Raw genomic sequence first — 13,222 nt, 5'->3', positions numbered from 1 at the left:
CCGGATTTCGGTGGTAGTGGCGCAGAGGGGGCGGGTGACCTGCGGTGACAGTGGGGCGGCGCGGGCGTAGACCGGCTGGCGGCACGGTGTTGCTGACGTTCGAGGTCATCACCGAGGCCCTGCGGGAGCGGATCCGCTCCGGGGAGCTGAAGCCCGGGGACGCGCTGCCGACGCAGGCCGTGTTGATGGCGGAGTACGGGGCCTCCAGCCTGTCCGTGCAGAAGGCCATGGCCCTGCTGAAGCAGGACGGCTACGCGATCTCCCGCCCTGGCAAGGGAGCCTTCGTCGCCCACCCCGACGACGGCATCGACGGCGACTCAGGTGACGGGGAGGCGGGGAGCACGCCCGTCGGCGGGACGGCGGCGCGCGTCGAGGCACTGGAGCTGGCACTGGCCGAGACGATTGATCAGCTCACCGCCCTGCGTGCCCGCGTCGAAGCCCTTGAAGCGGGCGGCACCGAGCGAGGCTGCTGATCTGTCGGCCGCAGGACGTGCCAGGGGCCGGGGTGCGTCCAGATTTTCTCTACGAGGTTCAAGGCGGGCCCTGTCCGCCGGAGCTCGCCGACCGTCGCCGACCGACTCGTCACTGGGCAAGCACCCGACGCCCGACGCGGGGTGTCGGCGGAGACCGGGCCGCGCCGAGGGTGCGGTCCCGACCGATGCCCGCAGGCAGCAAGTTGTGGCGTAAGGACTCCTTGCCCCGTGGCGGAGCAAGTTGTCGCCTGCGACCGTCCTACGGCCGGACCGCAGACAGAGGGCCAGCCAGGGGGCCGACCCTCACGTCCGTCGCCGCGGTCACCGAGGGCGGTGGCCGAGGCTGCCTCCAGCGGGGAGCGAAGCTCCCGACAACCCGCCGTCGCCCGACCCCTCCGCCCCGGGTTGCCCGACCATCGGGGCGCGAGGCAAGCCGTTCGCCCAACGGGGGCCTCGACGGCCAAGCCGCCGAGGCCCCCGGATCACGTGACTGGTCTACACCGCCGACGGCAGGAGTGACGGCAACAACCACGAACAACCCCGGCCGACCCCGTACCCCAGCGAGACACCGAAAGTCGCTCTACCTGCGAAAACGCAGGTAGAGAGGGGTCGCATAGCACTCGTACTATGTGCTGGCGGGGGCCACACCGGTCCTGGTCCACAACTGCGACGTAGAGATCACTCAGGAACAATTGGATACCCTTTCCGTCGGACCCCATGCGAGCGGCGAAGGAATTTCTACGACGGAACCGGACCCCTTGCCCCAAGAAATTCGAGACGCAGTTCAAGATGATGTCTGCCACACCTGCGGTGATACGTAGCCCGGTGCCGGTCCGGTGAAGATCGGCGATCACCAGCCGCCTGTCAGTGTCAGTCCCGTCGGCTTCAGCTACCGCGTTTTCAGTCATTGCTCTGTGTGCAGCGGAATCCAGAGCAGGGCGGTGCAAGTTCTGGCTCGCATCGGAAGAAACCACCAGATCTACGAACCCAAGGGGAAACTACGAAGAGTTGATGGAGCTTGCGCGTTCACACGTTTCGGGTGGATAGGCGAAGGAATTGACTGGGAGAAGAATATGAAAATCGGAGAAATCGAGGTGGTCCTGAATCACGGCCTTCTGGTGATTGGGTCAGGCGAGGATCCGGAGTTCGACCTATTGGTGGACTCTCCTCCGGTGAGTGATCAAAGGCATGTCATGGTCGCTACTCGTGCTCAGATCGCACCGGTGAGGGTAGGAGTGTGGCGTGGGACTTCACCAGTCGCACCCCGACCGGTCTTCACCGGTCGGCTGCTCCTCGCTACCGGATATCTGACGTTCAGAGAGAGCTCGGAACAGCCGTTTTTCGCATGGCCGGCCGTGAGCTCGGGGTCCTCGACCCTGGTGTCGGTCGGTACCGACGCGTGGGACGCGGCAACGGACGTGACGGTCGTCATCGATCCGAGCCGGGAGAGCTGGCCGGATCTGAGAAGTCGAGAGGGATTCGTGGCTTCATCAGCCGAGGTTTCCTCCATTTCGCAGATCGACCGGGTACTTGACGGGCATAATTACCCGGAGGAGCGCCTCGCGGCGGCGTTGAGGATTCTGTCCATGGCATCTTCGGAAGACGTCTCGGCGGCGCGTATTCGATATGGAGTTGAATCCGTCAAAGAATGGATGAAGTGGCTGCACCCGGCCATTTCCGCGAACTCCTTCGGCGGGGTTCCGGAGATCATTGAAGACACCGTCACCGGGACGAAAAGCGTGGAGGCGGGCGCGCGAGCTGTCATGATGAGTATTTCGACCGCCATCGGTATTACCATTGATGAGCTGGTTTTGGCTCACCGGTAGGGGCAACTCGCCGATTTGAAGTCGGCCGCTGCGTGGTCGATTGGAGAACGTCCCGTTTGGCGCTCTCGAAGAGCGGGATCGAAGACTATGCTGCCGTTCCAATCGATGACCCCAAGCGAGCCTCCCGCGTTGACCTGGTGCTCGACGGAGGCGGCGACGAAATCGAGATCGGCACCGTGGCGGAGTTGCCGATTCCTCGGATCGGCGGTGTCACGGGTACCGTCGATCCCGATGCTGCGCTTCATCTGATGTTGAGCGAGCACGACCTCCCCCTTCACCGACTGGCCAACGCTCTCGATCTCATCCTCAGAGAGTCGGTGAGCAGTTTGAGCGGTGGGTCACCTCGAGCGGGAGCGCTGAGGTCCGCACGCCTTACCCGACTCGTCCAATGGCTGCATGGGCAAGCTCCATGGGCTTCGCCCAGCACCCTTCTTAATGTCAGGACTTCTACAGAAGAACGGATCGTACAGGCTGGCCGGAGAAGCCTTGAAGATTTCGATGCCGCTGGCACCGCGACCGAGATCATCCGGCTTCTCCAACAAGACCGCTTCCGACCCATCGTGCCAGAATTCGGACCTGGGGCCCTATCAATGGAGCGGATGACGGGAATCGACCCGCGCTCTGAGGGAGCGATCTCGGACATGGCCCAGTTCGGTGCGAAGGGGATGTGTGGCGATCGCTGTTCGCGAGAACGGTTGAGATGTTGCGGGTCCGGTCCGCATGGGACCAGATCGTAGGCGGGTTTCTCACGTACCTCTGCTGTCACAGACAGCGGGTGGAACAATGGCTGTTCGCCGAGGCTGATGGGGGTGCTGGCGGGGTGACGGGGCGTCCGACGGATTGGGATGTGCTGGATCTGGACCGGGATCCGGTGCCGGGTGATCCGTTCGAGGTGAAGGAACTCGCGCGGAAGCGGGGGGATTTCGCCGATGATGTCGCCTCGGCGCTGCGGTCGGTGCGGGGTCTGAGCGGTGACTCCGTGGTGCAGGAGTGGGCGGGGCTTTCGGGTGACGCGTACCGGCAGCAGTTCGGGGATCTTCCCGGTGAGCTGGACAAGCTGGAGCGGTCCTACCGCCTCGCGTCCGGGGCCCTGGACGACTACTGGCCGAAGCTGGAGACCGCGCAGGGTGACGCGGACCGGGCGCTGGCGCAGGGGCGCACCGCCCGCCAGGAACTGGACACCGCGCAAAGCCAGTTGACGAACGCTGATGCGTGGGTGAAGCGGGCGCAGGACAAGTCGAAGTCGTACCAGGAGGACCCGAAGCCGGACGTGCCGCCGCCGTCGGCGGAGGAGGTGCGGGCGGCGGCCCGTAATGCCACGGACGCTAACAGCGCCCACACCACCGCCTCCACCGCCGTCCACAGCGCGCAGGCCAAGCTCGACGCGGCCAAGCAACTGGCCGCCGACGCGGCCCAGCTCAGGGACGACGCGGCCTCGACGGCCCAGCACGCGCTGCATGAGGCGTCGGATGCGGGGATCAGGAACAAGCACTGGTGGGAGAAGGCGGTCGACTGGGTCGCGGACCACTGGGACGACATCATCGCGGTCTGCAAGGTGATCGTCGCGGTCCTGGGCATCGTCGTCCTGATCATCGGCGGCCCCCTGGCGTGGCTGGTGCTGGCCGCCGCCGTCCTGGTCCTGGCCGACACCGTCATGAAATACCTACAAGGCAAAGCCAGCCTGTGGGACGTGCTGTTCGCGGCGCTGGACTGCATCCCGATGTTCAAGGGCCTCACCACCGCCGGCGGCCTGTTGAAGATGGCCCGCGAACTCCCCGCCCTCCTCAAATCCGGCAAGGCCCTGGAGAACATCGCGAACAGCGTCCGCAAGGGCGGCGCCGCCCTGCGGGACATGCGCGAGACCGCAGTCCGCATGTTCAGGCGCTTCAGGTGCGGCGATCCGATCGACATCGCGACCGGCGAAATGGTCATGTCCGCGGTGGACATGCAGTTGCCCGGAGTTCTTCCGCTGGTGCTGGAACGGCACCATGTGTCGTCCTATCGTGCGGGCCGGTGGTTCGGCACGTCGTGGGCTTCCGGCCTGGATCAGCGTCTCGTCCTGGACGATCAGGGAGCGCAGTACACATCCGAGGACGGAATGGTCCTCTATTACCCGATTCCGAACCCGGATTGGGACGTCTTCCCGGCCGAGGGGCCTCGCTGGCCTCTGCGTTGGGACGGTGTTCCGGGCGGGGAGATGCGCATCACGCGCCCGGGTCAGGGCCAGATCCTTGGCTTCCGGGCGCTGCCGGGCGGCCCCCCGGCGGAACTCGCGCTCACGTCCGTCGCGGACCGCAATGGGAACGTCATCGATGTCCTCCACACGGCGGAAGGCGTCCCCCACGAGATCCGGCACAGCGCTGGCTATCGCGTCGGTCTGACGACGCAGGACCGGCGAATAACCGAGCTCAGGCTGCTGAGCGACGCCGACCGGCCGGTTGTGCTCCGCTATGGATACGACGAGCGTGGCGACCTCACCGAGATCATCGACTCCTCCACTCTGCCGTTCCGCCTGAGCTACGACGACCATCATCGTGTCACCGGCTGGGAGGACCGCGGCGGCACGCGGTACCGGTACGAGTACGACACGGAAGGCCGCTGTGTCCGTACGGCCGGCTCGGAAAACGTCCTCGCCTACGACTACGCCTACGACACCGCGAACCGCACCACACGCGTCACCGATTCGCTCGGGCACACCACGACGTACGAGTTCAACGAGCTGGGCCAGCTCGTCCGTACGACCGATCCCCTCGGCAACGCCACCGTCCGGACATGGGACCGCCGGGACAATCTGCTGTCCCGCACCGACGCCCTGGGCCGCAGCACCGGCTACGCCCACGACGAGGCCGGCCGCCTGACCCGCTTCACCCGGCCCGACGGCGCCGTGACCAGGGTCACGTACAGCCCGCTGGGGCTGCCGGAGACGGTCACGCTGCCGGACGGCGCCGAGTGGCGCCACGAATACGACGAGCGCGGCAATCTGATCCGTACGGTCGACCCGCTGGGCGCTGTCACCGGACGCGACTACGACACGCGCGGTCGGCTCGTCCGGATCACCGACGCCCTGGGGGGCGTTCGCGAGATGACGCCGAACGGCGCGGGCCTGCCGACGGCCACCACCGACGTCGACGGCGCGGTGACGGGCTACAGCTACGACGCGTTCGGCCGGATCATCGGGATCGTCGACGCCCTCGGCGCGGAATCGACGCTCAACTGGACGCCGGAAGGCAAGCTTCGCGGCCGGACGCGTCCCGACGGGACGACGGAAGAGTGGATTCACGACGCCGACGGCAATCTCGTCCGGCACACCGATCCGCAGGGGACTGTGACGCGCTTCGACGTCGGGTCCTTCGACCGTCTGATGACGAAGACCCTCGCCGACGGCACGACCCTGCGGTTCGCCTACGACACCGAACTGCGGCTGACCTCGGTCACAAACGCCACCGGCCGGCAGTGGACCTACGACTACGATCCGCGCGGTGTACTCCGCGGCGAAACGGACTTCAACGGCCGGACGGTCCGGTACGTCCACGATGCCGCGGGCCAGCTCGTCGAGCGGATCAACGGCGCCGGTGAGGCTACGCGTTACGTCAGGGATGCCGCCGGACGCGCCGTCGAGTGGCACGACGGCGACAGCGCCACGTACATGGAGTACGACCCGACCGACCGGCTCACTCGCGCCGTCAACGCGGACACGGAACTGCTGCTCGAACACGACGCCCTTGGACGGGCGGTTCGGCAGACCGTCAACGGCCGCACGCTGACCAACACGTACGACCGGCTCGGCCGTCGGACCGAGCGCCGCACCCCGAGCGGTGCGGTGAGCACCTGGGAGTGGGACACGGGGATGCGTCCCACGGCCCTGCGCGCCTCCGGCCGGCACATAACGTTCGGATATGACGTGGGCGGCCTGGAGACCGAACGGGTCCTCGACGGCGGCCTGGTGAGGATCCGGCAGGAGTGGGACAGCAACCGTCGCCTCGCCTCCCTGACTGTGAGCCGCGGGGGCTCGTCGGACGGGCCGGGGACGCCGGCCGCCCGGCGTACGTACGCATACGGGGCGGACGACCACGTCATCCGCGTCACGGACGCGGCGGGCGGACGCGGATTCACCCTCGACGCGATGGGCCGGGTCACCGCGGTGTCCGCCGAGAGCTGGACCGAGCGATACGCGTACGACGCGCTGGGCAACGTCGTGGTCGGTCAGTGGGACACCGGGCGGCTCGGGGACAGCAGCCCGAACGGTGCCGCGGAAGCCTCCGCCGTGACCGGCGACCGTGTGTACGACGGCACGCTGATCAGGCGCGCGGGCCGGACCTCGTACGCGCACGACGCGCAGGGCCGGGTGATCCGCCGCGTGCGCAGGACGCTCTCGGGGACCACGACCGCCTGGCGGTTCCTCTGGAACGCCGAGGACCGGCTCGTCGAGGTGCGCACGCCCGACGGGATCCGCTGGAGGTATCTGTACGACCCCCTGGGGCGCCGTACGGCGAAGCTCGGGATCGGCGAGGACGGCACGGTCGTCAGCAGGACTGACTTCGTCTGGGACGGTATGCAGCTGGCCGAGCAGATCGTCTCCACCGGCTCCGGCTCCGGCTCCGGCTCTGGCTCTGGCTCCGGCTCTGGCGACGGCACGGTCGCCGTCACGACCTGGGACGCCCTGCCCGGCAGTCATCAACCGGTCTGCCAGACCGAGCGGGTTCTGACCGCCGACTCGCCGCAGAGCGACATCGACGCACGTTTCTACGCGATCGTCACCGATCTGGTCGGTTCACCGACCGAATTGGTCGACCCGGACGGCGATGTGGTCTGGCGGGCCCGCGGCACGCTCTACGGCGTCCGCCCGCCCGACGCCGCCGACGGTGTCCAGTGCCCGTTGCGCTTCCCCGGCCAGTACTTCGATGCGGAGACGGGCCTCCATTACAACGTCTTCCGCTACTACGACCCGGAAGTCGGCGGTTACTTCAGCCCGGATCCGCTCGGGCTCGATCCCGGACCCAACCATTACGCGTACGTGCCGAATCCCCTGTCATGGTGCGATCCCCTGGGGCTGAAATGCCTGGAGTTCTTCTCCGTCCAGGGACTCGACGACGCGGCGCGGCTGCGCGGCACGGGTGAGCCCTGGCCGCTGGAAATGCATCGCGCTCACTTCGGTCCGGGCGTCTACTCCTGGGGGTCGCGTGCCGAAGCGGAGAAGTACCTGGCCCTCAAACTCCGGAGGTCGGAGAACGCCGATCTCGAACTCATGCGGTTTACCATCCACGAGAAGGACTTCGCCAAGCTCAAGAAGGTCGACATCTCACAGATGACCGACGACGAGGCGCAGGCGTTCCTCGACCGCTACAGCCTGATGTCCGACACCGGGAAAACGGACCACGGGCTGGAGTACATCACCCGGCCGACCGGCATGGGCCCCGAGCACTTCTTCGACAAATCCGTCTTCGGCCACCTCACATTCGACTAGGGGCCGACCGCCTTGACGAGCTGCGACCAGCCGTGTGACCAGTCATGACCAGCACATCCGACAAGCCTGGAGTTCCGTTGAGTCCCAGCCCCTTCGTCTACCGCAAGATCCTCGGTCCCTGGGCGCTGTACGCCGAACTCTCCGCCGCCGTCTCGACGCCGCCGACGCCGCCCGACGGCGCACGCCGGGTCACCGATCACGTGTGGCTGCACGTCCTCGACGACGCAGCCACCGAAGAGGACGTGACCCAGCTTGAGTTCGGCCTCCGTCAGGTGGCCGCGCAAATCGAGGGCTCGCACCAGAGCGACCTCGTCGTCATCGAGGTCAACACGCTCGACTACATGCCGACCGACTACCAGCCGGAGGCCGCCGCCGCGGCCGTCGCCGAATGGAGCGCCCGCGAATTCGGCTTTCCGCCCCCGGCCGTCGAAGTGACCTTCGACCGCGCCACCGGCTACACCCTCACCTGGCCGCCCCCCCACTGAAAACACCCTGCGGATCACTTCGGCGCCCCCCGCCATGACGTCGCCTCCGGACACGCTTCTGGGGCGCAATTGACGCAGTGGCCGACGACGGAGCGCGTCGCGGTCGAGCGCGCTCACGAGGCGTTGCTGGCATTCGGAGTGAGCGATGGTCGGCCCATGTGGGAGGCCACCGACCTCATCGAGGGAATCGCACATGCAATGGGCGGCCTGGAACAGCGGCTTGTTCATCAGGGCGCGCTACGCGGTCCGGGGTCGGACGTGGAATGAAGGACAACGAGAAAAAGCCCCGGGCGGTAAACCCGGGGCTTTATTAATGGAGCGGATGACGGGAATCGAACCCGCGCTCTGAGCTTGGGAATCGCAGGGGCGCGCGGTCGGTGAAGCTGCAGGTCGCGACCTATCGGCGGGCGGGCGGTTGCTTGTCGGGTGTGCGGAGCCTGACCGTGGTTGGCCGAGCCGTACCTGTGCGTCTGGCGCGATGTGGTGCGCGGCGCCGGCCCGCGGGTCGGCGCCGACGACCTCTGTCGGCACCGATCCGCGGGCTCATCGCGTCACCGTCGACCGGTGGGTCAGTCGAGCTGGACGGCTGCGGGGGCGTCACCTCCTGCGGCTGCGTCCGCCGGAGGCAGGGCGCTGGGGTAGGTGCGGACGTTGCTTATCTGTGCGTTGGCGTATTCGCCGTAGGCGCCTTGGTAGAGGCGTCGGCCGATCTGGAGCGGGCCGACCGCGTTCCAGACGGTGCCGCCGTACGCCTTGGTGGCGGCGAGGCGTCCGTTGACGTAGAGGCTGAGCTGCTTGCCGGCCGCGTCGTAGACGCCCACCAGATGGGTCCATTGCCCGGCGGCGGCGCGAGTGCCGTACGCGGTGCTGTAGTCGGCACTGGTGGTGTCGTCGTTATGGCGGCCGAAGGCCCAGGCCTGTGCCCCCGAGGAGTAGTAGAGCTGGAATCCGTTGGCGTTCCCGGCGGTGTCGGACTGGGAGACGATGGTCGAATTGGCTGTCAGAGAGGAGAGTTTGGCCCATGCCGAGACGGTGAAGCTCTTCGAGTTGTCGACGGCGGGTCCGCCGACCGACCCGTAGCCGGTCGTGCCGCTGAGGCTGATCACCTTGCCGCGAGTGCCGTCGGTCGCCCACGTATAGGCACCGCTCAGAGTGGCGTTGAGACCGCTGGCGGTGTCGGATGCGGTGGCTCCGCTGCCCTCGGCGAGGCTCCACTTGTGGTTGGCGGTATCGGTCACCGTACCGAGGGACCGGGGGGTGTCGAAGATGTAGATCGGGGGAAAGATCATCTGCCCGCTCTGGATGTACGGATACTCGATCAGCTGGCCGTGGGTGTCGGCCGCGTAGAGGTCGGGCACCCCGTCCGCCGCGCCGTCGGGGCTGTTGACATCGCCGGGAGAGGCCACGATCGGATAGGTCGCCGGCGGCAGCGTCAGTGGGAGCGTGCCGTGGCTGTCCGGGTGCAGCAGGGGCGGCAAGCCGGTGCCCTGGTCCACGGTCAGGGGGTAGCTGTAGAGCGCGCCGGTCGCGTTGTCACGCGACCACATCACCGGATTGCCCTTGACAGTGCCGGGGGCGATGAGGGTCTGGCCGGTCCAGTCGCCGTCGCCGAGCAGGATCGGGTTCTTCAGGTGGTACCCGCCGTCCGACTGGTAGAGCCACAGTTCCTTGTGCTCCACGGTGATGACGGCTGGGTAGCCGCTGGTGTTGCCGTAGACGTTTCCCGGCGTGATGAGTTGGGTGATGTCCCAGGCCGTGCTGTTGTAGTCGGTGCTCCGGCAGCGCGAGTCGTCGGGCTCGAACTGGGCGGTTTCACAGGGGTCCTTGGGAACGGCGTCGAAGCGTCGTCCGACGAAGCCTCCGACGGTGGACCAGGCGACGGGAGGGAAGGCTGTGTCGCTGCCCGGGTCCAGGTCGTTCTTGATGACATAGAGCTGTTTGTCCGCGCCGGTCTTGTTGTAGGCGAACAGGTCGTCGACGTCCGCGCCGTGCAGGTTGCCGCGGTGGGCGATCAGGTAGTTGTTCCAGCCGCTGCCGTCGGGGGAGTCGGCCTTGGTCGAGACGGTGACGGGGCCGGTGACGGCGGGCGGTGTGCCACTGACCGGGCCGGACTGGGCCGGTGCGGCGGTCAGGGCCGGATCGGTGTCGCCCGGAATGAGGTCCAGGTCGCCGGTCTTTGTCGTGGCGAGCAAGTCGGGCACTCCGTCACCCGAGATGTCACCGGGGGTGATCTTGGTGGCGGGGTTCCATGGGACGGTATACGTATAGCTGGAAGGCGAGGTGGAGATGTTGCCGGCCGCGTCGACGCCGGCGACGTACAGCGTGTGCACACCCCAGTCGACGATCGGGACAGTGAGGGCGCTCGTAGCGGTGCCGTCGGAGGCGGTACTGCTCACCGCCGCGACGATGCCGTTCTGAGCGGTCGGCTGGCTGTCCAGTTTCCAGATGAAGTGGTCGATGCCGCTCGAAAGGCAGGCGTGCGGGGTGCAGCTGTCATCCGCCGGGTCGCCGTCGGCATCAGCCACCGTGAAGCGGGTCGTCTTGCCGGGGCCGGCGTAGACCACCGGGGTGGCGGCTCCCGCCCCCACCGGTGGGAACGACGTGTTGGTGGCGACGACGGGCGTGTCCGGCGGAGTGAAGTCCGCCTTGAACCAGCAACGGTCGCTCATGGGAGAGTCCAGGTGCAGGGGGGAGTCGTCCTTGGCGTATACGTCCCAGCCGTACTCGTGTCCGTCCAGGAGTCTGAACCCGATCGGGACGGAGGCGTCGGTGCCGGATGCCAGGTACGTGGTGTCGGGCGTGGACTTGTCGAGGCCGTTGCCGCTGGAGTCCGAGACGCTGCGGTCCCAGACGTCGTAGTGAGCGGCGATGTGCCCGCCGGAGATCTGGCTGGTGACGGTCGAGTGGAGCTGGATGTTGCTGCCGGACTCCGAGTATGTGGTGGCGCCTATCCAGCCGTCATCGGAGGTCACGCAGGAGCCTCCCGCTTGGACCGGTGCGGGGACGGTGTGCAGGCTGCTCTGCGAGATGGAGGGCGGGATGTCGAACTTCGTTGTGAGCGTGAGCGATTCCGACATACGCAGATAATCGACGTTGCCCGATGTCTCCGACTCGTTGCCGTAGAGGCCGATGGTCCAGGTGTTGGGCTCACTCCAGATGCCGCCGCTCCCGTCGTAACCGTCTCCGTCGTGGTCGGCCAGTTTCTGGGCGAGCCCGGTGACGGTGAACGTGGCGGTGTGGTTGCTGCACGACCTGTTGGAATTCGCACCGCTTGGCACGCTCGTGGTCACCGGGGGGAACTCGGTGTCATGGGCGCCTGGCTTGTTCTGCCAATCCGTGTTGGCGTCGATGGCGTTCGTGGTGTGGAGGGTGATCGGCTGGTTCCGCGAACAGTCCCAACTGGCCGCGTACGTGGTGCTGATGCTCAGCTTCGCGTCGTACACCACGAACGAACTGTGCAGGTTTCCGGTTGAGATGCTGTAGTACGACCGTTCCAGGCCGCTGCCGCAGGTGCCCCCTTCCTGCTGGTAGCCCACGCCCTCGCCCTTGCTCTGCGGCTTGTCGTACTGCGGAGCGTTGGAGCATTGGCTGTTCGAGTAGAGCTCGTCGTAGTGGCCGGCGGTGCCCGTCACGGGGTTCATGTACGGGTCGATGAACAGCGGATACCGGGTGGCCGGGTCGCTGAGCACCGACGCGTCCGGAGTGAGCGTCAGTCCGTCGGCGCTGGTGGCCATCGGCACGGTTTCCACCCGTGCGCCTGAACCCGGCCCATCGGCGGAGGAGACGGCGTCGCCGATGCCTGAGCCGCTGCCCTGGGAGTCTCCGGCGTCGGCGGATCCGGCGAACTCGGTGAGCGGCACGGGCAGGGGAGTGGAGTCCCACATCAGCGGCCCCGGACTGGTGTAGGCGAGCGTGCCGTCGCTGGTGGTGGCGTCCATGCCGCCGGACGCGTTGGCCCATAGCGCCAGACCCTGGGTGTCGGTCGCCAGCGTCAGTTGGTGCAACCGGGGATCGGCTGCGGCAGCGGCGTCATGAATGATCAGGACATCGCTGAATCCGCCCTGGTCGGTGACGGACACCGAGAGGTCGACCCCCGGCAGAACCGATGTGTACAGAGCTGTGTCATCGCTGATGCTCGGCGTGGGCAGCGCGAACGGCATGGTCAGAGCCATGCTGGTGCCGTCGGCGTGGGTGAGGGTGACGAGTGGTCCCGAGCCGCCTCCCGACAGCCGCACGGCGTTCGGCGTTGCCTGAGGCGACAGGGTTCCGTCGGCGTTGACGGCCAGGCTCGCGTCCACCGGCGTCCACGCGCCGTACTTCTTCACCCGCACCGGCAGAAGACTGGTGGTGGAGGTGAAGGTGCCATCGGGGTCGGCCTGCACCGTGGAGATCTCGGTGGTCAGATCGTCCACCGGTACGGACACCCCAGTAGCGATGGCCTGGTTCTGCGCGACCGACATCGAGTCGGTGTCCGAGGGCGTGTCAGCGGAGGCCTGACCGGCCGGCACGACGGCGAAAAGCCCGGCCACGATGGCGAGCACGGTCAGACGGGTTACCGAGGGGGCGCGACGCCGGCGGCGCTTGAGTGAGAGAGGAGCATCATATTCCGTTTCTATCGCCAATAGATGACGGTGCGTCAATCTAAAGGAGTGTCTATTTTTCCGTTTGCATTCAGGCGGCATTGAGTAAAGTCCCCCCTGGTGGAATTGTCATTTAGGTCTGTGATGTGCGCCACATCTGCGGATTTCTTCGGTGCTTCGCGAGGTTATGTGGTGTCCGATTTGCTGACGCCTGCTCCCATTTACCCCTCCATGGAACGGGCGCATCGGACATTCATTCATCGCACGCCCTTTCTCTGCGCCGGCACAGGCTATTGAATTGCATCTCGCCCATCAATAGCCTCCGGTCGATCACCAGTTAGGTGGCGGAGACCCGGGGGGGTTGGTTTGAGCGGCAGACGTCGTTGGCATGCGC

General features: G+C 66.8%; 6 protein-coding genes. 4 read left to right on the top strand and 2 right to left on the bottom strand.

The features are described from left to right. Window positions 1–86: 86 nt before the first annotated feature. Window positions 87–473 (top strand): winged helix-turn-helix domain-containing protein, encoded by a 387-nt coding sequence (locus ACIO6U_RS10260; RefSeq protein ID WP_401717346.1) that lies wholly within the window; start codon window positions 87–89, stop codon window positions 471–473. 836 nt (window positions 474–1,309) lie between these two features. Continuing rightward, window positions 1,310–2,299, top strand: coding sequence for a hypothetical protein (locus ACIO6U_RS10255; RefSeq protein WP_401717343.1), 990 nt, complete (start codon window positions 1,310–1,312; stop codon window positions 2,297–2,299). Here ACIO6U_RS10255 and ACIO6U_RS10250 read toward each other — a convergent pair. Then, window positions 2,290–2,562, bottom strand: a complete 273-nt coding sequence (locus ACIO6U_RS10250; RefSeq protein ID WP_401717340.1) for a hypothetical protein — start codon at window positions 2,560–2,562, stop codon at window positions 2,290–2,292. The two genes, ACIO6U_RS10255 and ACIO6U_RS10250, sit on opposite strands and share 10 nt — an antisense overlap. Before the next feature lie 584 nt (window positions 2,563–3,146). Between ACIO6U_RS10250 and ACIO6U_RS10245 the strand changes: the two genes are divergently transcribed. Both ACIO6U_RS10245 and ACIO6U_RS10240 read left to right on the top strand, forming a co-directional pair. Continuing rightward, the gene (locus ACIO6U_RS10245) at window positions 3,147–7,763 is read left to right on the top strand and encodes a DUF6531 domain-containing protein (protein WP_401717335.1); all 4,617 of its coding nucleotides are present in this window, start codon (window positions 3,147–3,149) and stop codon (window positions 7,761–7,763) included. Window positions 7,764–7,840: 77 nt separating this feature from the next. Next, the gene (locus tag ACIO6U_RS10240) at window positions 7,841–8,248 is read left to right on the top strand and encodes a hypothetical protein (protein ID WP_401717332.1); all 408 of its coding nucleotides are present in this window, start codon (window positions 7,841–7,843) and stop codon (window positions 8,246–8,248) included. A 569-nt stretch (window positions 8,249–8,817) separates the two neighbouring features. Here the strand turns inward: ACIO6U_RS10240 and ACIO6U_RS10235 are convergent. Beyond that, window positions 8,818–12,789 carry a LamG domain-containing protein gene (locus tag ACIO6U_RS10235; protein WP_401717329.1) on the bottom strand — a complete coding sequence of 1,324 codons (3,972 nt, stop codon included), beginning with the start codon at window positions 12,787–12,789 and terminating at the stop codon, window positions 8,818–8,820. Window positions 12,790–13,222: the final 433 nt, after the last annotated feature.

The organism is Streptomyces sp. NPDC087422, from assembly GCF_044744145.1.
Classification (GTDB): domain Bacteria; phylum Actinomycetota; class Actinomycetes; order Streptomycetales; family Streptomycetaceae; genus Actinacidiphila.
This window is presented reverse-complemented; position numbering and strand designations above follow the sequence as displayed.